The sequence below is a fragment of the Streptomyces sp. NPDC055966 genome, assembly GCF_042269865.1.
Classification (GTDB): Bacteria; Actinomycetota; Actinomycetes; order Streptomycetales; family Streptomycetaceae; genus Streptomyces.
In genome coordinates this window covers 393,294-412,992 of the sequence record NZ_JBHJYK010000003.1, presented here as the reverse complement: position 1 = coordinate 412,992, position 19,699 = coordinate 393,294, and the positions used below count along the sequence as shown (strand labels likewise).

Here is a 19,699-nt window from a genome sequence, read left to right as displayed (position 1 = left end):
TCGGTCCCGTCGCGCTCCCGCCGCCTCACAGGATCGCCACCGGCGCCACCGGTGTGCCCGTCGCGCCCACGAACGGCTCCGGCATCGCCGACAGCAGGAAGGCGTACCGCCGCTCTTCTCCACAGGCTGTGGACAACTCTTCCAGATTCCAGTTCTGGCCCTGGAGCATCCCCATCTCCACCAGGTCCAGCGCGTGCACGGGCAGCCACAGATCGTCGATCTCGGGTGGAAATATCTCAAACGTGAGCGTGTCGTTGGCGACGGCCGCCACGTCGCGCGCGTGGAACCACTCCGGTGTGCGCACGGACAACCCCGGCGACGGATAGCCGTACCCGTGCTTGTCCCCGGCCAGGTAGACCTGCACCTGGCCGGTCCGCACGAGCACGATGTCGCCGGCACGCACGCGCGTGCCGGCGAGTTCCTCGGCCGCCTCCAGGTCCTCCGGCGTGACCGCGTGGCCCCCGGCCAGCCGGTCCGTGCCCCGCGCGCGTGCCACGTCCAGCAGCACCCCGCGCGAGACGACGTGCCGTGCCGCGGCGATCCCGCTGAACTCGGCGCCGCCGTGCGCCGTGACCGTGTGCGCCGGGCGGCCGTTGTAGAGCTTCCCGGAGTGCGAGACATGGGTGAGCGCGTCCCAGTGGGTGCCCGCCTGGAGCCCCATGGTCACCACGTCGTCGCTGCACGCGACCGTGCCGGGGCCGAACAGCTCCTGGTTGACCTGCACCATGGCGTGCAGCGGGTTGACCCGGCCCGGGATCATCCCGGTCTGGACGCCGTCCTCCCGCAGGGGCAGGGCGAGCGGGACGCGGCGGCCGGTGCGGACGCAGGCGGCGGCCTCGCGCACGACCGCGTCGGTGACGAGGTTCAGGGTCCCGATCTCGTCGTCCGCCCCCCAGCGCCCCCAGTTGTTCACGCGCCCCGCGATCTCGTGGAACTCCTTCGGCAGTGTCATCAGGTGCCTCCCCGGGGCTTGTGTCCGTGCGTCCGACGGGCCATAGAATCTAACGGACCGTCAGAAACCGCGGGAAGGGGCCGGGCGTGGGGAACTTCTTGGCAGGCAAGGTGGTCGCCGTGACGGGGGCCGGGCGCGGCATCGGCCGCGCGGTCGCGCTCGCGGCGGCGGCCGAGGGCGCGAAGGTCGTCGTCAACGACTACGGGGTCGCCGCCGACGGCACCGCGCCGACGAGCGAGGTCGCCGAGGCCGTCGTCAAGGAGATCGAGGCGGCGGGCGGCGAGGCCGTCGCGGTCGCCGACGACATCTCCACGATGGCGGGCGGACAGCGCGTCGTGGACACGGCGGTCGCGGCGTACGGCCGGCTCGACGGGGTCGTGTGCGTGGCGGGCATCCTGCGCGAGCGGATGCTGTTCAACATGACCGAGGCGGAGTGGGACCCCGTGCTCGCCACCCACCTCAAGGGCACGTTCACCGTCTTCCGGGCCGCCTCCGCGGTGATGCGGCAGCAGCGCGCGGGCACACTGATCGGCTTCACCAGCGGCAACCACCAGGGCTCGGTCTCGCAGGCCAACTACAGCGCCGCGAAGGGCGGGATCATCTCGCTGGTGCGCAGCGCCGCGCTCGGGCTGCACAAGTACGGGGTGAGCGCGAACGCCGTCGCCCCCGTGGCCCGTACGCGGATGTCGGCGAACGTCCCCATGGAGCTGGCCGAGATCGGCGAACCGGAGGACGTGGCCGCGCTGGTGGTGTACCTGCTGTCCGACGCGGCCGCGCAGCAGGGGATCACCGGGCAGGTGTACACCGTCGCGGGCCCGAAGATCGCGGTGTGGGCCCAGCCGCGTGAGCTGCGCTCCGTCTACGCCGAGGGCTCCTCCTGGACGCCGGAGCGGATAGCCGAGGTGCTGCCGGGGTCGGTGGGCGCGGACCCGATGCCGATGCTGGACCGGCTGGTGGCGATGGAGCAGGCGGCGCGAGCGGGCTCCCGGCCCAACGCCCGGCCCGATGCCCGGACGGCCTGAGGCGGTCCCCATGGATTTCGGGTTCAGCGAAGAGGACGACGCGTTCCGTGCCGAGGTCCGCTCCTGGCTGGCCGCCCACGCCGACGCGTCGTGCGACAGGCGCGGCTGGGAGCGCACCCTCGGCGCGGCCGGCTGGATCGGGCTCGGCTGGCCCGAGGCGGGATACGGCAACCGCACCGCCACGCTCACCCAGCAGGTCGCCTGGGCCGAGGAGTACGCGCGCTCGGGGGCGCCGGGGCGGTCCGGGCACATCGGCGAGAACCTGCTCGCGCCCACTCTCGTCGCGCACGGCAGCGACGCGCAGAAGCGGAGGTTCCTGCCCCCGATCGCCGCCGGGGCGGAGCTGTGGTGCCAGGGCTACAGCGAGCCCGGGGCCGGCTCCGACCTCGCCGGGATCCGCACGACGGCCGTGCGGGACGGGGAGCGGTACCGGATCAGCGGGCAGAAGATCTGGACCTCGCTCGCCCACGAGGCCGACTGGTGCTTCGTACTGGCCCGCACCGAGCCGGACTCCCGCCGCCATCACGGGCTGAGCTTCCTGCTCGTGCCCATGGACCAGCCCGGCCGCATCGAGGTCCGGCCCATCCGGCAGCTGACCGGCACCAGCGACTTCAACGAGGTCTTCTTCGACGGGGCGCACGCGCGCGTGGAGCACGTCGTCGGGGGCGCGGGGCAGGGCTGGCGGGTCGCCATGAGCCTGCTCGGCTTCGAGCGCGGGGTGTCCACGCTCGCCCAACAGATCGGCTTTGCCGAGGAGTTGGGGCGGGTGGTGCGCAGCGCCGTGGACAGCGGAGCCGCGGCCGACCCCGTCGTACGGTCGCAGCTCGTACGGCAGTGGGCCGAGCTGCGGGCCATGCGCTGGAACGCCCTGCGCACCCTCGGCGGCTCGGGCGATCCCGGCGCGCCCAGCGTCGCCAAGCTGCTCTGGGCCGGCTGGCACCAGCGCCTCGGCGAGCTCGCGGTGCGGGTCCGGGGCGCGGCGGCCTCGGCGGGCCCGGCGGACTGGTCGCCCACGGCGCCGTACGAACTCGACGCGGACCAGCACCTGTTCCTCTTCTCCCGGGCCGACACGATCTACGGCGGCTCCGACCAGGTCCAGCGCACGATCATCGCCGAGCGCGTGCTCGGTCTGCCCAGAGAGCCCAAGGGGGCCGTGTGATGCGTGGAGTGGTGTTCGACGGCGCACAGGTCCGGGTGGTCGACGATCTCGCGGTGCGGGAGCCGGGCCCCGGCGAGGTGCTGGTGGCCGTCGCGGCGGCGGGGCTGTGCCACAGCGACCTGTCCGTGGTGGACGGGACGATTCCCTTTCCGGTGCCGGTGGTGCTGGGACACGAGGGGGCGGGCGTGGTGGAGGCGGTCGGCCCCGGGGTCACGCACGTCGCGCCCGGCGACCACGTGGCGCTGTCCACGCTCGCCAGCTGCGGCACCTGCGCGGAGTGCGACCGGGGCCGGCCGACCATGTGCCGGCAGGCGATCGGCCGCCCCGGCAGGCCCTTCACGCGGGGCACGGGGCCGGTGTACCAGTTCGCCGCCAACTCGGCCTTCGCGGAACGCACGGTCGTCAAGGCCGTCCAGGCGGTGCCGATCCCCGAGGACGTCCCGCTCCCGTCCGCCGCGCTCATCGGGTGCGGGGTGCTCACGGGGGTCGGCGCGGTGCTGAACCGGGCCCGGGTGGACCGGGGGGACAGCGTCGTCGTCATCGGCACCGGCGGGATCGGGCTGAACGTCATCCAGGGCGCGCGCATCGCGGGGGCGCTGCGGATCGTCGCCGTGGACGCCAACCCGGCCAAGGAGGACGCGGCCCGGCAGTTCGGCGCGACCGACTTCCTGACCTCGGCGGACGGCGTGAAGGACGTCCTGCCCACGGGTGCCGACCACGTCTTCGAGTGCGTCGGCCGGACCGAGCTGATCCGGCAGGCGATCGACCTCCTCGACCGGCACGGACAGGCCGTCCTGCTCGGGGTCCCGCCGGCCACGGCCGAGGCGTCCTTCCTCGTCTCCTCCCTCTTCCTGGACAAGTCCGTCCTGGGCTGCCGCTACGGCTCCTCGCGCCCCCAGCGGGACATCCCCCTGTACGCCGAGCTGTACCGCCAAGGGCGGCTGCTCCTCGACGAGTTGGTGACGGCGGTGTACCCGGTGGAGGACTTCGAGAAGGCGCGGGCCGACGCGGAGTCGGGGCGGGTGGCGCGGGCGGTGCTCACGTTCTGACGCCGGTCCGGAACGTCCGGCGATAGGCGGTCGGTGTCACCCCGAGCGCCTGCTGGAGATGCTGGCGCATCGACTGGGCCGTGCCGAAGCCCGTCTCGCGGGCCACCTGGTCGATGGACAGCTCCGTGGTCTCCAGCAGCTGGCGGGCGCGCTCCACGCGCTGCTGGGTGAGCCACTGGCCGGGGCTGACCCCGACCTCCTCGCGGAAGCGGCGGGTGAAGGTCCGTACCGACATGGCCTCCTGCTCGGCCATGTCCCGCAGCTGGATCGGCTCGTGCAGCCGGCCGAGCGCCCAGGCCCGCGCGGCGGTCGTGGTCGCCACCTGCGGGTCGGGGACCGGGCGCCGGATGTACTGGGCCTGGCCGCCGTCGCGGTGCGGCGGGACGACCGTGCGCCGGGCCACGTCGTTGGCGACGGCCGTGCCGAAGTCGCGGCGCACCATGTGCAGGCACAGGTCGATCCCGGCGGCCACCCCGGCCGACGTCAGCACGTCGCCGTCGTCGATGAACAGCACGTCGGCGTCGACCTCGATCTTCGGGAACAGCCGCTGGAAGCGCTCGGCGTCGGCCCAGTGCGTGGTCGCCGGGCGGCCGTCGAGGTAGCCGGCGGCGGCGAGGACGTAGACGCCGGTGCAGATGGAGGCGAGGCGGGTGCCGGGGCGGATGCGGGCGAGGGCGGCGGCCAGTTCGCCGGTGAGGCGGCCCTCGTCGAAGACCGGGCCGAGTTCGTACGACGCGGGGACGATCACCGTGTCGGCCTCGGCGAGGGCCTCGGGCCCATGGGCGACGTGGATCGTGAAGTCGGCGTCCGTCTCGACCGGGCCGGGCGGCCGTACGGAACAGGTCACGACCTCGTACAGTGGCCGGCCCCGTTCGTCCTTCGGGCGGCCGAAGATGCGGTGCGGGATGCCCAGCTCGAAGGGGAGCAGGCCGTCGAGGGCGAGGACGACGATGCGGTGCGGCCGGAATTCCCCGGCGAGAACGTCCATGGCCCGATCCTAGCGAATGCTGTCCTTCGGGCCACTCGATGCGCGGGACTGAAACCTGGACGCTCTATGACGTGACTCAGACAAGCCCAGCCGCAGCCCCCGACCGGGCGACCCCGGTCCCGCCCGCCCGGCGCCCGCGCGTGCACCGCGCCTGGTTCGTCGCGGCCGTCACGTTCGTCACGATCATCGGCGCGGCCGCGTTCCGTTCGCTGCCCGGCCTGCTGATCGATCCGCTGCACCAGGAGTTCGGCTGGTCCCGCGGCACGATCGGCGCGGCCGTCTCCCTCAACCTCGCGCTCTACGGCCTCACGGCCCCGTTCGCCGCCGCCCTCATGGACCGCTTCGGCATCCGCAAGGTGGTCGCCGTCGCGCTGGTCGTGATCGCGACCGGGTCGGGCCTGACCGTGTGGATGACGGCGGCCTGGCAGCTGTGGCTGTGCTGGGGCCTGCTGGTGGGCCTCGGCTCCGGCTCGATGGCGCTCGCCTTCGCGGCGACGGTCACCAACCGCTGGTTCACCGAGCGGCGCGGACTGGTCAGCGGCATCCTCACCGCCGCGTCCGCCTCCGGCCAGCTCATCTTCCTGCCGGTGCTGTCCTGGATCGTCGAGCACCACAGCTGGCGCCCCGCGGCCGTGACGGTCGCCCTGGCCGCCCTCGCCGTCGTCCCCTTCGTCTGGCTCCTGCTGCGGGACCACCCGGCGGACATCGGCGTGAAGCCGTACGGCACAGGGGAGTTCATACCCAAGCCCGCACCGGTGACGGGCGCCGCGCGCCGCACGCTCACCGTGCTGTCCACCTCCGTCCGCACCGGCACCTTCTGGCTGCTGGCCGGCACCTTCGCGATCTGCGGTGCCTCCACCAACGGCCTGATCCAGACCCACTTCGTGCCCGCCGAGCACGACCACGGCATGCCGGTCACCACGGCGGCCTCGCTGCTCGCGGTCGTCGGGGTGTTCGACGTGGCCGGCACGATCGCCTCCGGCTGGTTCACCGACCGCTTCGAACCCCGCCGCCTGCTGGCGGTGTACTACGCCCTGCGCGGCCTCTCCCTCCTCTTCCTCCCGATGCTGCTGGGTCCCGCCGTCCACCCCCCGATGCTCTTCTTCATCGTCTTCTATGGCCTCGACTGGGTGGCCACCGTCCCGCCCACGCTGGCCCTGTGCCGGGAGCAGTTCGGCGAGGACAGCGCCATCGTCTTCGGCTGGGTGCTCGCCTCCCACCAGATCGGCGCGGCCCTGGTCGCCTACCTCGGCGGCGTCGCCCGCGACGTCTTCGGCTCCTACGACCTCGTCTGGTACGCCTCGGGCGCCCTGTGCGCGGCGGCGGCGCTGATGTCCCTGGTGATCCGCCGGGCCGCCCCGCAGGCCCCCGCCCTGGCCGCAGTATCCTGAACGCACGCTTTCGGAAAGGGATGTTGATGACACTCGGCATGGTCCTCGGCGACGCGTTCCTCGTGCCCGCACACGTAGGAACCCCCTCCCGAGGAGCATGCCGTGTCCCCCTCGTCCACGGTCCGCTGGACCGAGAGCGACGTATCCCTCTCCGCCCACTGGCACTCTGAAAGCCGACTCCCGCCGCCCCGGCGGCTGATCGTCGCCGACGACCGCATCCGCGCCGCCACCGCACACCGCCTCGCCGCCGAGGGCACCGCCCTGCTGTGGCGGGGCGACTACCACGGCGCCCGCCAACTGCTGAGCGCACTGGCCCGCCGTATCGACGCCAAGGCACCCGGACCGGCGTCCTCGTCCGCGGCCGAGACCTTCCACCTCCAACGCCGCTTCCGCGCACACCGTGCCCGCGTCCTGGGCCGCCTCCTCGTCCTCCTGGAAGCGGACCATCGCCTCACCCTGCGCCGCGCACCGGACGTCCGCCGCGCCTGCGCCGACGCCTACGGCCCGCCCGCCGGCCCGACTCTCGTCCCGCTGCGCGAACTGCTCGGTGTCCTCGGCGCCCGCCAGTGGCGGGTAACAGGCGTCGACGTCCCGGCCCTGGGCCCCGGCACCCGGATCCACCCGCACTACGGCGTCTTCGCCCCCGTGCGCGGCGAGTACGTCGACCTCGTCGCCGGGGCCCCGCTGCCCGAGGCCGCGACGAGGGGCCGTACCGCCTTCGACCTCGGCACCGGCACCGGCGTCCTCGCCGCCGTCCTGGCCCGGCGCGGCCCGACCCGGATCACCGCGACCGACGTCAGCCCCCGGGCCCGCGCCTGTGCCCGCGACAATCTGAGCCGTCTGGGTCTCGCCGACCGGGTCACGGTCACCGGCCCGGACCTCTACCCGCCCGGCCGGGCCGCGCTCGTCGTCTGCAACCCGCCCTGGCTTCCGGGCCGCCCCGTCTCCCTCCTCGACCAGGGCGTGTACGACCCCGGGGGCGCGATGCTGCACGCCTTCCTGGCCGGGCTCCCCGCCCACCTCGAACCCGGCGGCGAGGGCTGGCTGATCCTCTCCGACCTGGCCGAACACCTGGGCCTGCGCACGCGGGCCGACTTGCTCTCCGCCATCGAGAACGCGGGCCTGACGGTCCTGGGCCGCACGGACACCCGCCCCCGCCACGCACGCGCGAGCGACCCGACCGACCCCCTGCACGCGGCCCGCGCATCCGAGGTGACGTCGCTGTGGCGGCTGGCGGTCAGGCGAGTCTCAGGGGCTGACGGGGCCGAGCCGGGCGAACCGCCCCCGGTGGAACAGCAGCGGGTCCCCGTCGCCGTCCGTGCCCAGCGCGTTCACCCGGCCCACGACGATGAGATGGTCGCCCCCGGGGTGCACGGCCTGGATCGTGCAGTCGATCCAGGCGGCCGCACCGGTCAGGCGGGGTGAGCCGGAGACGGGAGCCGGGGCGTACGCGACCCCCGCGAACTTGTCGGCGCCGCTCGCCGCGAAGGCCCGGCACAGCTCGCCCTGGCCGGCGGCGAGGACGTTGACGCAGAAGACGCCGGCCCGGGCGATGCGCGGCCAGGTGGTCGACGTACGGCCCACCAGGAAGCAGACCAGGGGCGGTTCGAGGGAGAGGGAGGAGAAGGACTGGCAGGCGAAGCCGGCGGGGCCCGGTTCGTCCTCGGCGGCCGGGGCGGTGACGACCGTGACCCCGGTCGCGAAGTGCCCCAGCACCCGCCGGAACTCCCCGGCCTCCACCGGCGCCCGCTCATCCTCCCGGACGCACCGCAACTGCGGCCGCGGCAACGGCTCGACCGGCCTCGGCGCCGGGGCCGACCTGAGGTATCGGACGGCTGCCGCTGCCGCCCCTGCGTGTCCCATCACACCGTCCATTGAAGCTGACGGTACGTCAGATGAGAAGCGCCCCGGACGCCCTCATCGCCCCCGGAACTCAGGACTTCTGCGCTCCACGAACGCCCGCAGCCCGTCCTGGGCGTCCGCGGTCGTCATGTTGATCTCCTGGGCCCAGGCCTCCGCGGCGAAGGCGGTCGCGCGGTCCGTGTCGAGGGAGGTGTTCACCAGGTGCTTGGTCAGGGCCAGCGCGCGGGTGGGACCGGCCGCCAGGCGGGCCGCCCACGCGCGGGCCGTCTTCTCCAGGTCGCCGTCCGGCACGACCCGGTTGACCAGGCCCAGCCGCTCCGCCTCCGGCGCCGGGAGCGCGTCCCCGAAGAACATCAGCTCCTTGGCCCGGTGGGGGCCCAGGAGGCGGGGGAGCAGATAGGCGCCGCCCGCGTCCGGCACCAGGCCCCGGCGCACGAACACCTCGATGAAGCGGGCCGACTCGGCCGCCACGACCAGGTCACAGGCCAGCGCCAGATGCGCGCCGAGGCCCGCCGCCGTGCCGTTCACGGCGGCGAGCACCGGCTTCTCGCAGTCCAGCACGGCCGCGATCAGGCGCTGGGCGCCCAGGCGGAGGACGCGGGCCACGTCTCCGGGAAGCCGTTCCCCGCTCCCGCCGCCGCGCAGGTCCGCCCCCGCGCAGAAGCCCCGACCGGTGCCGGTCAGCACCAGGGCCCGTACGTCCGGGTCCGCCGAGGCCGCCGTGAACAGTTCGACCAGGCGGTCCCGCATGTCCGGCGTGAGGGCGTTCAGCGACTCCGGGCGGGACAGGGTGACGTACGAGACCTGGTCCCTGACCTCGTGCTCGATCCCGGTGCCCGGCGCCCGCGGCGTCATCGGCACACCACCAGCGCGTCCAGCGCCACCGCGCCCTGCCCCCGCTCCAGCACCATCAGCGGGTTGATGTCCAACTCGGCGATGTGGTCGCCGAGTTCGAGTGCCATGCGCTGGACCCGCAGGACCACCTCCACCAGGGCGTCCCGGTCGGCCGGCGGGCGGCCGCGGACGCCGTCCAGCAGGGCCCGGCCGCGCAGTTCGGCGAGCATGGCGTGGGCCTGGTCCTCGCCGAACGGCGGGACGCGGACCGCCGCGTCGTGCAGGACCTCCACCAGGACCCCGCCGAGGCCCACCGTCACGGTCGGGCCGAACAGGTCGTCGTGCGTGACCCCGACGACCATCTCGACGCCCTGCTCGACCATCTGGCACACCAGGATCCCGTCCAGCGAGACCCCCTCGTAGCGCGCGATGTCCGTCAGCTCGCGGTAGGCCTCCCGGACCTGGCTGGCCGATGTCAGGCCGACCTTCACCAGGCCCAGTTCGGTCTTGTGGGCGATCTGCGCGCCGGAGGCCTTCATCACCACCGGGTAGCCGACCTGGGCGGCCGCCCGTACGGCCGCCGCCGCGCTGGTCACCAGCTGTTCGCGCGGCACCCGGATGCCGTAGGCGCGCAGCAGCTGCTTGGCCGCGTGCTCGCTGAGCCGGCGGCCCGGGCTCATCAGGGCCTCCGCCTTGCGGTAGGAGGGGGAGGGGGTGCGCGGGGCCTCGTCGAAGGGGGAGCGGTACTCGCTGACGAAGGCGTGGTGGCCCAGCCAGGCCCGGACCGCCGTCAGGCAGTTGCCGACCGTACGGAAGGTCGCCACCCGGGAGGAGCCGAGCAGCACCTCGCGGTACGCGGGCTCCGTGCCGACCGGGGAGCCCCACACCACGCAGATCAGCTTGTCCGTCTCCTCGGCCGCCGCCACCAGGTCCGCGACCAGCCTGTCGCTCAGCGGCGGGAAGGGGCCGGTGACCGGGCAGATCAGGACGCCGACCGAGGGGTCCGCGAGGAGCGCGTCGATGATCTTGCGGCCGCGGTGGTCGCCCACCGGGTGGCCGCCGTTGTCCACCGGGTTGGCCACGCTCAGGTACTCCGGGATCCACTGGTGCAGCTCCGCCTGCCGGTCCTCGGACAGCCTCGGCAGCCTCAGCCCCATCCCGGCCGCCAGGTCGGCGACGTGCGCGCCGGTGCCGCCCGAGATCGAGTAGACGGCCACCCCGTCCGCCAGCGGGGCCCGCGCCCGCGCCAACAGGGTCGCGGTGTCCTGGAGTTCGTCGAGTCCGTCGACGCGTACGACGCCGTACTGGCGCATCGCCGCGTCCACCACGTCGTCGGCTCCGGTCAGCTTGCCGGTGTGCGAGGCGGCCGTACGCGCCCCGGCCTCGGTGCGGCCCACCTTCACCGCGACCACCGGCACCCCGCGGCGGGCGGCGCGGTCGGCGGCCAGCAGGAAGGCGCGGCCGTCCTTGAGACCCTCCACGTAGGCGGCGATGGCGCCGACCTCGGGCTGTTCGGCGAAGTACGAGATGAAGTCGGCGGTCTCCAGATCGGCCTCGTTGCCGGTCGGCGCCCAGTGCGACAGACGGACGCCCAGCTGCTGCAGCGAGAACACCGGGCGGCCCTGGTGGCCGGACTGGGTGATCAGGGCGATCGCCGGGCCGGTGAGGTCCTCCCGGAACCGCTCGAAGGCGTTCAGGTTGGTGTTCGGGCCGAGCAGGCGCAGGCCCGAGCGGCGTACGGCCTCCGCGAGCCGCCGCTGCGCCTCGGCGCCCGCCTCGCCGGTCTCGGCGAAGCCCGAGGCGAAGGCCACCGCGAACTTCACCTTCGCGTCGGCCAGTTGCTCGATCAGCGGCAGCGGATCGGCGACGAGGAGGACGGCCAGGTCGATCTGGCCGGGCGGCAGGTCGGCGACGGAGGCGACGCACGGGACGCCGAAGACGGCAGGGCGGGTCGGGTGCACCGGGTGCACCCGCGCGCCGACCCGCTCGGCCCAGGCCAGCAGCTGCCGGGTGATCCCCGTGTTGGGCCGCCCCTCGGCGTCCGAGGCGCCGATCACGGCGACGGACTCGGGGCGGAAGAAGCGGGTCAGATCCGGTACGTCCGCGTACAGCGGGCGCCCGCCGACGTCGAGGTCGTCGACCCGGTCGTGGACCGCGAGCCCGGGCCGCTGCTCGCCGCAGGCGATGACCCGGGCCCGGCGGGAGTCGGTGGTGAGGGTGCCGTGGGTTGATCCAAGCATCGGTCCGCCCCGCTCCTGTGAGACAGCAGAAGTAAACTGACGCAGTGTCAGATTACTGAACTGACGCATTGTCAGGAACTGGTCGGACATTCAAAGTTACCGGCGGGTGCGCCGTCCCGTCACCGGTCCCGTCGTCAACCCTGCCCCCGGACCGTCATCGGCCCCGTCACCGATTGGTCCTGGCCACCGCCTTCGCGATCTTCCCGGCGTCCAGCGCCAGTTCGCGGAGCATCCCGCTGATCGGGTTGGTGAACCCGGTGAAGTACAGGCCGGGCGCCTGCGCGGGGGTGCGGCCGCCGCGCACGACCGGCATGCCCCGCCCGTCGAGGACGTCGAGATGGCCGACCAGCTCCTCCAGTGCCCGCGCGTAGCCCGTCGCCGCGATCACCGCGTCCGTCTCGACCCGGCTGCCGTCGGCGAGGACCACCTTTCCGGGGTTCCCGCCCTCGAAGGAGTCGACGGCGGCCACGATCTCCACCGTGCCCGCGCGCACGGCGTCGATCAGGCCGGCGTCCTGCACCGGGATCGCGCCCTGACGCACCCTGCTGTACAGCCCGGTGTCCGGGCGTGGCAGCCCGTGCGCCGCGAGGTCCGGCAGGGTCGCCTTCGCGAACGGCCCGGCCAGCCGGTCCACGAGGCCCACCGGCAGCCGCCGTACCAGCACGCCCGTGTACTGCGCGGCCCAGCCGAGCGTCGAGCGGCGCAGGATGTGCGGGGCGGTCCGCACCGCCAGCCGCACCCGCGCCGCTCCGCCCTCGACCAGGTCCACGGCGATCTCCGCGCCGGTGTTGCCGGCCCCGACGACCAGCACGTCCCGGCCCGCGTACGGCTCGGCGTTCCGGTACGCGCCGGCATGCAGCAGCTCCCCGGTGTAGTCGTCGAGGCCCGGCCAGTCGGGCAGCCGCGGGGTGTGGTTGTGGCCGGTGGCGACGACGACCGCGCTGCCGGTCAGCTCGCGGCCGCCGGAGGCGTGCAGCAGCCAGCCGGTGCCGTCCGGCGTCCGGTCGACGCGGAAGACCTCCACGCCGGTGACGATCTCCAGCTCGTGGTGGTCGGCGTACTTCTCCAGGTAGCGCACCACGTCGTCCCGGGCGACCCAGCGCCCGAACCTCCGGGGGATCGCGAGGCCGGGCAGGGCGGACAGCCGCCGTGTGGTGTGCAGCCGGAGGCGGTCGTAGTGTCCGCGCCAGGAGGCGCCCACCCGGTCCGCCTTCTCCAGGACCACTGCCCGCACGCCCCGCGCCCGCAGCGCGTACGCGGCCGCCAGGCCGCCCGGCCCGGCGCCGATGACGTACACCGGGTGGCCGGCGGAGGCCGGGGCGGGCCGCGGGGAGGCGGGCGTGGAAGCGGAATGTGAGTCGGCCATACCCGGAGCGTAATCACCCACCTGCTTGATGGGTCTCGGTCAAGACCGGAATTGGTTGCGGATTGATCACGGGTGTACGGGAAGGGTTCGCGACCGGTGAAGAAACGCCCCAACTCATGGCCGGTTACCGCCTGTTGCTCACCGCCTGCCGGTCACCGCCCCTCGGCGTGACGGCCGGGCTCCGGCGGTGGGCTTTACGGCACATCTGACGTACCGTCAGATCCATGGACTCCATATGGCTGGACGGCGCCCAGTGGCTGGCGGTGCTGCGGATCGGCCTCGGGCTGTGGTGGCTGGAGAGCTGGCGGCACAAGGACAAGAAGGCCTGGTTCGAGCGGGGCAGCGGCATCGCGTGGGCGGCCGGGATCGCGGAGAAGCACCGCTGGGCGGTGGTGCGCGGCGGCTTCGCGGCGACGGTGAAGCCGCACCCGAAGCTGATGGCCTACGTCGTCGCCTACGCCGAACTCTCCCTCGGCCTCGGCCTGATCCTCGGCTTCCTGACCCCGGTGGCACTGATCGGCGGCCTGCTGCTGAACGGCATCTACTTCGTGCTGATGATCCACGACTGGGCCGAGCAGGGGCAGAACTCGATGATGGCGCTGATCTCGCTGGTCGGCCTCTTCGCGATGGCCTGGCAGACCTGGTCGATCGACGCCTGGCTGGGGTGGTTCCGATGAGCACGGCGCGCCACGACATCCCTGAGCCCGACGCCTTCACCCGCCCGTACTGGGACGCGGCCGCCGCGGGCCGGCTGCTGATCCGCCGCTGCGGGGCCTGCGGCCGGGCCCACCACTACCCCCGCGAGTTCTGCCCGCACTGCTGGAGCGAGGACGTGACCTGGGAAGAGGCGAGCGGCCGGGCCGCGCTCTACACCTGGTCCACCGTCCACCGCAACGACCTGCCGCCCTTCGGCGAGCGCACGCCGTACGTCGCCGCCGTCGTCGACCTGGCCGAGGGGCCGCGGATGATGACGGAGCTCGTGAACTGCCCGGAGGGGACACCGGCCGCCGGGATGGCGCTGCGGGTGGCGTACCGGGACGGAAATCCGGTGTTCGAGCCGGGCGGCTGAACCCGATCATTGGGGTGCATGAGCCCTGAGAACTGGTATCTCACCGAAGATCTCGACGAGTTCCTCGCCCGCGCGGGAGACTTCCTGCACTCCCGCCCGGCCCTGCACACGGTCCCGCTGACCGTGACGGACGGGCTGCGCCGCCGCGGCCCGCACGTCTACGGCCCCGAGGACCCTGTCTTCGGCATCCTGTCCGAAGACGGGGGCGGTCCGATCCGCGCGGTCCTGCTCCACACCCCGCCCTTCCCGGTGCACGTCACCCCGCTCACCCCGGACGAGGCGGACGCCCTGGCGGCCCGTCTCGCGGACCTGGACCACCTGGTCTCCGGGATCTCCGCCGCGCGCGGGACGGCGGAGGCCTTCGCGGCGGCCTGGCAGCGGCGGACGGGAGCGGCGGGCAGTGTCCGTCAGCGGCAACGGCTGTACCGGCTGGAGGAGTTGACGGTGCCGGAGCCGAGGCCCGAGGGGCGGGCGCGGATCGCCGAGGAGAGGGATCGCGCGTTGCTCGCCCGCTGGTACGGCGCCTTCCACGAGGACGTCGGAACGTCACGCGGGCAGGACCCGGGCGAGTGGGCCGACGCCCGCCTCTCCCACGACGGCGTGACCCTCTGGGAGAGGGCCGACGGCACACCCGTCTCCCTGGTCGGGACCACCCCGCGGATCGCCGGCCAGGTCCGCGTCGCCCCGGTCTACACCCCGGCCGAACTGCGCGGCCGGGGCTACGCGGGCGCGGCCACGGCGGCGGCGAGCCGGGCCGCGCGGGAGGCCGGGGCCGCGGAGGTCGTCCTCTTCACGGACCTCGCCAATCCGACGAGCAACGGCCTGTACCAGCGGATCGGGTACCGGCCGGTGGCGGACTTCGCGGTGTGGGGGTTCGGGGACTGAGCCCTCACGGCCAGAGCAGCCCCTTGCTCCACCCGAACTCCGTGCTCCGGTACTCCAGCCGCACGTGCCGGCGCTCCGGGTCGCCCTGGAAGAACTCCACCGTTTCGGGGTGCAGCCGGTACAGGGTCCAGGTCGGGGACGGCTCGGCCGGGTTGGCGCGGGCGCGGTCCCAGGCAGCCTCCGAGGCCCGGCGCAGTTCGGCGACCGAGGCCAGCCCCTCGCTCTGGCGGCCCGTGAGCGCCGCCGCCAGCGCGCCCGTCGAGCGGGCGTGCAGGTCCGCCTGGCTCTCGGTCGAGGGGGCCGCCGTCACCGGGCCGCGCACCCGGACCTGGCGGCCCAGCACCGGCCAGTAGAAGGCCAGGGCGGCGTGCGGATGGGCGGCGAGGGCGCGGCCCTTGCGGCTGGTGCGGTGTGTGGCGAAGGCCCAGCCGTCCGCGTCGGCGCCGTGCAGCATCACGATCCGTACGTCCGGCCGCCCCTCCTCGTCCACGGTCGCCAGCGACATCGTGTGCGGCTCCGGCTGCCCGGCCGCCACCGCGTCCGCGAACCAGTCGGTGAACAGGAGCAGGGGCGTCGGCGGGGCGGTGCCGGGGTCGAAGGCGGGCAGTGTCGTGGTACCCGCGTCCCACACCCGCAGCGACCGCAGCAGCGCCGGGAGATCAGTTGCCATGTCCTCCATGGTCACACCCGCAGGCCGGGCCCCTGCTCACACCTGACCGAGGTCCGACGACACCCACCGCTCGGGACGCATGTGGACCACCACCTGCTCCCCGTGGTTCTTCCAGGCGAAGTCGACGTAGCCGGGCACCTTCTCGGCCGGCAGATAGCGTGCGGAGATCTCCCGGAGCCCCTCGATCGTCGCCGGGTCCGTCCTCACCACCGGGCCCTCCACCGACACGTACCGGATCGTCGGCTCCAGCCGGTCGACCAACAGAGTGAACCGGCCCGCCTCGCCGATCAGGCCGTACTTGCGGGACTCCCGCCCCGTCATGATCCAGACGTCCCCGCCGGGCTCGTACCAGTACCAGATCGGCACGGTCAGCGGGGCCCGCCCCGGGCCCGCGTCCACCGCCAGCGCGGCGACGTGCGGCTCGGCCAGGAACGCCTCGCGCTCTGCGCGGCTCAACGCCATGTCGGTCTCCTCCGGCTGTCCGGTGTGGGGCCGCGGTGACAGCGGCCGGTACGGACCGTCTTCCCGCACCGCCGCCCGGCCGATCAGTTCCGGCCGAGCACCACCGTCCCGGACGAACAGAACCATCCCCCCGTCCCCGAGGCGACCCCGAGCCGGGGCGGCTGCCCGTCCCGGCCCCGCACCTGCCGCTCGCCCGCCTCCCCGCGCAGTTGCCGTACCGCCTCCGCCAGCAGGAACAGGCCCCGCATCCCGGGGTGTTGGGCCGACAGGCCGCCGCCGTCCGTGTTCACCGGCAGTTCCCCGCCCCGCACCAGCAGCCGCCCCTTCTCCACGAACGCCCCGCCCTCGCCCTTCCCGCAGAAGCCCAGGTCCTCCAGGGTCACCAGGGTCATGTAGGTGAAGGCGTCGTAGATCTCCGCGAAGTCGATCTCGGCGGGGCGCACGCCCGCCCGCTCGAAGGCGAGCCGGCCGCTCACCGCCGCCGGGGAGACCGTGAAGTCCGCCCACTCGGACATCGTCGCGTGCGAGGTGTGCTCGCCGGTGCCGAGGATCCAGACGGGGGCCGTACGGCAGTCCCGTACGTACTCCTCGGCCGCCAGCAGCACCGCCGCGCCGCCGTCCGAGCGGATGCAGCAGTGCAGCTTGGTGAACGGGTCGGCGATCATCGGGCCGGCCAGGACGTCGTCCACCGTGACGGGGGTGCGGAACATCGCCTCCGGGTTCAGGGCGGCGTTCGCCCTCGCCTGCACCGCCACCTCGGCCAACTGCTCGACGGTCGTGCCGTGTTCGACCATGTGGCGGCGGGCGGCCATCGCGTACTTGGCGATCAGCGTGTGGCCGTAGGGGACCTCGAACTGGAGGGGGCCGCGCGCGCCGAAGGACAGGTCGCCCGTCCTGCGGCCCGCCTTGATGTCGGCGCGGGCCGTGGAGCCGTAGACGAGGAGGACGGCGTTCGCATGGCCCGCCGCGATCGCGTCCGCCGCGTGCGCCGCCATCACCTCCCAGGTCGAACCGCCGACCGAGGTGGAGTCCACCCAGGTCGGGCGCAGGCCCAGATACTCGGCGACCTCGACCGGCGCCAGCGTGCCGAGGCCGGCGGAGGCGAGGCCGTCGACCACCGCGCGGTCCAGTCCGGCGTCCGCGAGGGCGCGGCGGGCCGCCTGCGCGTGCAGGGTGTACGGCGTCGCGTCGGCCACCCGCCCGCAGTCCGACAGCGCCACCCCGACCACGGCGACCTTCCGGCTCCCGGCAGTCATACGGTCCTCCGTCCCCTGTGCATCTCGCTTCGGCGCTTCTAATATGACGGACCGTCAGATCCGGTGGAAGAGGCCGGGACGAGGCAGCGAAGAGGCAGGGGAAAGCCATGGACACGCGTCTCACCGCCGAACAGCACGAGATCCGCCGCACCCTGCGTGAACTCCTCCACAAGCGCTGCGGCCCCGAGGAACTGCGCGCCGCACTCGCCGCCCCCGCCGGACACGACCCCGCCCTCTGGACCGCCCTCGCCGACCGGCTCGGCCTGCCGGGGCTCGCCCTGCCCGAGCGGTACGGCGGGATCGGCTGCCCGGTCACCGAACTGGCCCTCGCCTGCGAGGAGACCGGTCGCGCGCTCGCCCCCTCCCCGCTGCTCGCCACCGCTGTGCTCGTGGCGCCCCTCGTGCTCGCCCTCGGTACGGAGGCCCAGCGCTCCGGGCTGCTGCCCCGCCTCGCCGCCGGCACCCTCACCGCCGCCCTCGCCGTACCGGGCACCGGCCTCGCCACCGCGCTCGCCCTGACCGGCGACAACGGCGGCTTCTCGGCCGGCGGCGGCCGGGCCGGCGGTGTCCAGGCCCGGCGCGCGGCGGACGGCTGGCTGCTGTACGGGCAGGCCGACCAGGTGCTCGACGGGCACAGCGCCGGACTGCTGCTCGTCGCCGCGCACACCGGCGGCTTCGCCCGCGCCCGGACCCGGCTGTTCCTGGTGCCCGGCGACGCGCCGGGCCTCGTCCGCGCCCGGCAGACCGCCCTCGACGCCACCCGCCCCCAGGCGCGCGTCCAACTGCGCGACGTGCCCGCCGAGGTGCTGGGCGAGGAGGACACGGAGGTGCTGTCCGCCCTCGCCGGCCTCGGGGACGGGGTCGCCGCCGTGCTCGCCTGCGAGGCCGTCGGGGCGGCCGACCGGGTGCTGGAGCGGACCGTGGAGTACGTCGGGCAGCGCGAGCAGTTCGGCCGCCCGATCGGCTCCTTCCAGGCGGTGAAACACCGGCTGGCCGAGGTGTACGTGGCGGTGCAGGCGGCCCGCTCGGCCGCGTACTACGCCGCCTGGGCGACCGCTCAGGAATCAGAAGGTGCGGCGCGAAGCGCCTCGTTGGAAGGGCGGTGGCGGGAGGCGGGTGGGACGGCCGGCGGGCTGGCCCTCGCCCAGGCCCTGGAGGCGCTGCGGCTGGCCGCCGCCGAGGGCATCCAGCTGCACGGCGGGATCGGCTTCACCTGGGAGCACGACGCCCACCTGTACTTCAAGCGGGCGGCCGGGGACGAGCTGCTGTTCGGCCCGCCGCACCGGCTGCGGGAGCGGGCCGCCGAGGCCGCCGGGCTGTTCGGGCGCGGGGAGGTGGCGGTGTGATCGGCGTCCGGATGGTGCAGAAGGTGTCCTCGACGCGGGGGTTCGCGAAGGTCGCCCCGCATGTGATCCCGGCCCTCGACCGCACCGTGCACCGGCTCACCCGGGGCAGGGTGCTGCTCAGCGCCCAGATGCTGCCCGGGGTGATCCTCACGTCCACGGGCGCCCGAAGCGGGCTCCCCCGCAGGACCCCGCTGGCCTGCATGCCGGAGGAGGACGGACGGAGCTGGCTGCTCGTCGGCTCCAACTTCGGCCGTCCGGGCCATCCGGCGTGGACGCACAACCTCCTCGCCCATCCGGATGCCTCGATCAGCTGGCAGGGGCGGGACATCCCGGTGGCGGCCCGGCTGCTGACGGGGGAGGAGAGGGCGGTGGCCTGGCGGTCGGCCGTCGCGTTCTGGCCGCCGTACGTCGCCTACCAGGAGCGGGTGACGCGGGAGATCCGACTGTTCCGGCTGGTCACAAGGTAGCCAGGCGCTCCGCCAGCAGGATCGCCCCGATGCCCAGCATCGCCGCTCCCGACGTCCGCGTCACCGCCCGGGCCGCCGCCGGCCGGGCGGACAGCAGGGCGCGGGCCAGGACGCCCACGGTGAGATAGACGGCCGCGCAGCACGCCATGTGCAGCAGGCCGAGGGCCGCCGTCTGGGCCGGGACCGGCAGACGGGTGCCGCGCAGGGTGAGGAACTGGGGGAGGACGGAGAGGTAGAGCAGCAGGCCCTTCGGGTTCAGACCGCTGATCGTGGCGCCCCGGAGGAAGAGCCGCCCCCCGGCCGCGTCCGGGACCGCGTCCGGGGCCCCGGACGCGACGGGTACGGCCGGGCGCCGCAGGACCCCCCACCCCAGCCACAGCAGATACCCGGCGCCCGCGACCGTCAGCGCGGTCAGCAGCTTCGGCGAGCCCGCCACCAGGACCGCCAGGCCCGCCGTGGCGAGGGCCGTGTGCAGGGCGTACCCCGAGACCAGGCCCGCCACCGCGCGCGGCACCGAGCGGCCGCGCAGGGCGGTCGCGATGACGTACGCCCAGTCGGCACCCGGTACGCACACCAGCAGCAGGTCCACGGCGAGGAAGGAGAAGAGGAGTCCCGAATCCATGCCGGTGACATTAGGTGGGAATGGCCCGAAAGTGTTCCCGATGTTTTCCCGTGATCGC

General features: G+C 74.0%; 19 protein-coding genes and 1 pseudogene. 10 read left to right on the top strand and 10 right to left on the bottom strand.

All coding sequences use genetic code 11. From position 1 onward, the window contains the following. Positions 1 to 25 precede the first annotated feature (25 nt). Positions 26 to 952, bottom strand: a complete 927-nt coding sequence (locus ACFC8N_RS08800; protein ID WP_376287566.1) for a cyclase family protein — start codon at positions 950 to 952, stop codon at positions 26 to 28. Between the two features lie 86 nt (positions 953 to 1,038). Between ACFC8N_RS08800 and ACFC8N_RS08795 the strand changes: the two genes are divergently transcribed. Genes ACFC8N_RS08795 through ACFC8N_RS08785 form a run of 3 tightly spaced genes read left to right on the top strand, consistent with a single transcriptional unit; the run spans position 1,039 to position 4,182 of the window. Further along, a complete protein-coding gene (locus tag ACFC8N_RS08795) occupies positions 1,039 to 1,974 on the top strand; it encodes an SDR family NAD(P)-dependent oxidoreductase (RefSeq protein WP_356020098.1) in 936 nt (311 codons plus the stop codon). A 10-nt stretch (positions 1,975 to 1,984) separates the two neighbouring features. After that, positions 1,985 to 3,133 carry an acyl-CoA dehydrogenase family protein gene (locus tag ACFC8N_RS08790; protein ID WP_356020096.1) on the top strand — a complete coding sequence of 383 codons (1,149 nt, stop codon included), beginning with the start codon at positions 1,985 to 1,987 and terminating at the stop codon, positions 3,131 to 3,133. Further along, positions 3,133 to 4,182, top strand: coding sequence for a Zn-dependent alcohol dehydrogenase (locus ACFC8N_RS08785; protein ID WP_356020094.1), 1,050 nt, complete (start codon positions 3,133 to 3,135; stop codon positions 4,180 to 4,182). The genes ACFC8N_RS08790 and ACFC8N_RS08785 overlap by 1 nt, the downstream gene beginning before the upstream one ends. Here ACFC8N_RS08785 and ACFC8N_RS08780 read toward each other — a convergent pair. Further along, positions 4,172 to 5,170, bottom strand: a complete 999-nt coding sequence (locus tag ACFC8N_RS08780; protein ID WP_356020091.1) for a helix-turn-helix domain-containing protein — start codon at positions 5,168 to 5,170, stop codon at positions 4,172 to 4,174. The genes ACFC8N_RS08785 and ACFC8N_RS08780 overlap by 11 nt on opposite strands. Before the next feature lie 71 nt (positions 5,171 to 5,241). On the opposite strand from ACFC8N_RS08780, the gene ACFC8N_RS08775 reads away from it, so the two are divergent. Both ACFC8N_RS08775 and ACFC8N_RS08770 read left to right on the top strand, forming a co-directional pair. Then, on the top strand, positions 5,242 to 6,561 hold the full coding sequence (locus ACFC8N_RS08775; RefSeq protein ID WP_376287563.1) for an MFS transporter: 1,320 nt from the start codon (positions 5,242 to 5,244) through the stop codon (positions 6,559 to 6,561). Positions 6,562 to 6,663: 102 nt separating this feature from the next. Next, positions 6,664 to 7,602 (top strand): annotated as a pseudogene (locus tag ACFC8N_RS08770) (methyltransferase); the annotation flags it as partial. 207 nt (positions 7,603 to 7,809) lie between these two features. On the opposite strand, the gene ACFC8N_RS08765 reads toward ACFC8N_RS08770, so the two are convergent. The 4 genes from ACFC8N_RS08765 to ACFC8N_RS08750 form a co-directional block, all read right to left on the bottom strand. Further along, complete coding sequence (locus ACFC8N_RS08765; RefSeq protein WP_356020087.1) at positions 7,810 to 8,424, bottom strand: flavin reductase family protein; 615 nt, start codon at positions 8,422 to 8,424, stop codon at positions 7,810 to 7,812. 54 nt (positions 8,425 to 8,478) lie between these two features. Further along, positions 8,479 to 9,279 (bottom strand): enoyl-CoA hydratase-related protein, encoded by an 801-nt coding sequence (locus ACFC8N_RS08760; protein WP_356020085.1) that lies wholly within the window; start codon positions 9,277 to 9,279, stop codon positions 8,479 to 8,481. Continuing rightward, positions 9,276 to 11,498: an acetate--CoA ligase family protein gene (locus tag ACFC8N_RS08755; RefSeq protein ID WP_376287560.1), complete on the bottom strand. Its 2,223-nt coding sequence runs from the start codon at positions 11,496 to 11,498 to the stop codon at positions 9,276 to 9,278. The genes ACFC8N_RS08760 and ACFC8N_RS08755 overlap by 4 nt, the downstream gene beginning before the upstream one ends. Before the next feature lie 166 nt (positions 11,499 to 11,664). Next, entirely contained in the window at positions 11,665 to 12,864 is a 1,200-nt protein-coding gene (locus ACFC8N_RS08750; protein ID WP_376287558.1) for a flavin-containing monooxygenase, read from the bottom strand. 224 nt (positions 12,865 to 13,088) lie between these two features. Between ACFC8N_RS08750 and ACFC8N_RS08745 the strand changes: the two genes are divergently transcribed. Genes ACFC8N_RS08745 through ACFC8N_RS08735 form a run of 3 tightly spaced genes read left to right on the top strand, consistent with a single transcriptional unit; the run spans position 13,089 to position 14,818 of the window. Further along, a complete protein-coding gene (locus tag ACFC8N_RS08745) occupies positions 13,089 to 13,541 on the top strand; it encodes a DoxX family protein (protein ID WP_376287556.1) in 453 nt (150 codons plus the stop codon). Beyond that, positions 13,538 to 13,933 (top strand): Zn-ribbon domain-containing OB-fold protein, encoded by a 396-nt coding sequence (locus ACFC8N_RS08740; RefSeq protein WP_356020077.1) that lies wholly within the window; start codon positions 13,538 to 13,540, stop codon positions 13,931 to 13,933. Before ACFC8N_RS08745 ends, ACFC8N_RS08740 begins: the two co-directional genes overlap by 4 nt. An 18-nt stretch (positions 13,934 to 13,951) precedes the next feature. Then, positions 13,952 to 14,818: a GNAT family N-acetyltransferase gene (locus ACFC8N_RS08735; RefSeq protein WP_376287554.1), complete on the top strand. Its 867-nt coding sequence runs from the start codon at positions 13,952 to 13,954 to the stop codon at positions 14,816 to 14,818. 4 nt (positions 14,819 to 14,822) lie between these two features. Here ACFC8N_RS08735 and ACFC8N_RS08730 read toward each other — a convergent pair whose 3' ends face one another. From ACFC8N_RS08730 to ACFC8N_RS08720, 3 genes are all read right to left on the bottom strand, one after another. Then, complete coding sequence (locus tag ACFC8N_RS08730; protein WP_362816716.1) at positions 14,823 to 15,488, bottom strand: pyridoxal 5'-phosphate synthase; 666 nt, start codon at positions 15,486 to 15,488, stop codon at positions 14,823 to 14,825. A 36-nt stretch (positions 15,489 to 15,524) separates the two neighbouring features. Continuing rightward, positions 15,525 to 15,950, bottom strand: a complete 426-nt coding sequence (locus tag ACFC8N_RS08725; protein ID WP_356020070.1) for a pyridoxamine 5'-phosphate oxidase family protein — start codon at positions 15,948 to 15,950, stop codon at positions 15,525 to 15,527. Positions 15,951 to 16,033: 83 nt separating this feature from the next. After that, positions 16,034 to 17,206, bottom strand: coding sequence for an acetyl-CoA acetyltransferase (locus ACFC8N_RS08720; RefSeq protein ID WP_356020069.1), 1,173 nt, complete (start codon positions 17,204 to 17,206; stop codon positions 16,034 to 16,036). Between the two features lie 107 nt (positions 17,207 to 17,313). On the opposite strand from ACFC8N_RS08720, the gene ACFC8N_RS08715 reads away from it, so the two are divergent. Beyond that, complete coding sequence (locus ACFC8N_RS08715) at positions 17,314 to 18,552, top strand: acyl-CoA dehydrogenase family protein (protein ID WP_362816710.1); 1,239 nt, start codon at positions 17,314 to 17,316, stop codon at positions 18,550 to 18,552. Continuing rightward, the gene (locus ACFC8N_RS08710; RefSeq protein WP_376287550.1) at positions 18,549 to 19,019 is read left to right on the top strand and encodes a nitroreductase/quinone reductase family protein; all 471 of its coding nucleotides are present in this window, start codon (positions 18,549 to 18,551) and stop codon (positions 19,017 to 19,019) included. The genes ACFC8N_RS08715 and ACFC8N_RS08710 overlap by 4 nt, the downstream gene beginning before the upstream one ends. On the opposite strand, the gene ACFC8N_RS08705 is transcribed toward ACFC8N_RS08710, so the two are convergent. Next, the gene (locus ACFC8N_RS08705) at positions 19,009 to 19,641 is read right to left on the bottom strand and encodes a LysE family translocator (RefSeq protein ID WP_356020063.1); all 633 of its coding nucleotides are present in this window, start codon (positions 19,639 to 19,641) and stop codon (positions 19,009 to 19,011) included. The genes ACFC8N_RS08710 and ACFC8N_RS08705 overlap by 11 nt on opposite strands. Positions 19,642 to 19,699 lie beyond the last annotated feature (58 nt).

Excerpts from the sequence above, each read along its gene's own strand:
- ACFC8N_RS08800 (WP_376287566.1), bottom strand. The coding sequence starts at position 952 with ATGACACTGCCGAAGGAGTTCCACGAGATCGCGGGGCGCGTGAACAAC.
- ACFC8N_RS08790 (WP_356020096.1), top strand. The coding sequence starts at position 1,985 with ATGGATTTCGGGTTCAGCGAAGAGGACGACGCGTTCCGTGCCGAGGTC.
- ACFC8N_RS08785 (WP_356020094.1), top strand. The coding sequence starts at position 3,133 with ATGCGTGGAGTGGTGTTCGACGGCGCACAGGTCCGGGTGGTCGACGAT.
- ACFC8N_RS08780 (WP_356020091.1), bottom strand. The coding sequence starts at position 5,170 with ATGGACGTTCTCGCCGGGGAATTCCGGCCGCACCGCATCGTCGTCCTC.
- ACFC8N_RS08765 (WP_356020087.1), bottom strand. The coding sequence starts at position 8,424 with ATGGGACACGCAGGGGCGGCAGCGGCAGCCGTCCGATACCTCAGGTCG.
- ACFC8N_RS08760 (WP_356020085.1), bottom strand. The coding sequence starts at position 9,279 with ATGACGCCGCGGGCGCCGGGCACCGGGATCGAGCACGAGGTCAGGGAC.
- ACFC8N_RS08755 (WP_376287560.1), bottom strand. The coding sequence starts at position 11,498 with ATGCTTGGATCAACCCACGGCACCCTCACCACCGACTCCCGCCGGGCC.
- ACFC8N_RS08750 (WP_376287558.1), bottom strand. The coding sequence starts at position 12,864 with ATGGCCGACTCACATTCCGCTTCCACGCCCGCCTCCCCGCGGCCCGCC.
- ACFC8N_RS08745 (WP_376287556.1), top strand. The coding sequence starts at position 13,089 with ATGGACTCCATATGGCTGGACGGCGCCCAGTGGCTGGCGGTGCTGCGG.
- ACFC8N_RS08740 (WP_356020077.1), top strand. The coding sequence starts at position 13,538 with ATGAGCACGGCGCGCCACGACATCCCTGAGCCCGACGCCTTCACCCGC.
- ACFC8N_RS08735 (WP_376287554.1), top strand. The coding sequence starts at position 13,952 with ATGAGCCCTGAGAACTGGTATCTCACCGAAGATCTCGACGAGTTCCTC.
- ACFC8N_RS08730 (WP_362816716.1), bottom strand. The coding sequence starts at position 15,488 with ATGGCAACTGATCTCCCGGCGCTGCTGCGGTCGCTGCGGGTGTGGGAC.
- ACFC8N_RS08725 (WP_356020070.1), bottom strand. The coding sequence starts at position 15,950 with ATGGCGTTGAGCCGCGCAGAGCGCGAGGCGTTCCTGGCCGAGCCGCAC.
- ACFC8N_RS08720 (WP_356020069.1), bottom strand. The coding sequence starts at position 17,206 with ATGACTGCCGGGAGCCGGAAGGTCGCCGTGGTCGGGGTGGCGCTGTCG.
- ACFC8N_RS08715 (WP_362816710.1), top strand. The coding sequence starts at position 17,314 with ATGGACACGCGTCTCACCGCCGAACAGCACGAGATCCGCCGCACCCTG.
- ACFC8N_RS08705 (WP_356020063.1), bottom strand. The coding sequence starts at position 19,641 with ATGGATTCGGGACTCCTCTTCTCCTTCCTCGCCGTGGACCTGCTGCTG.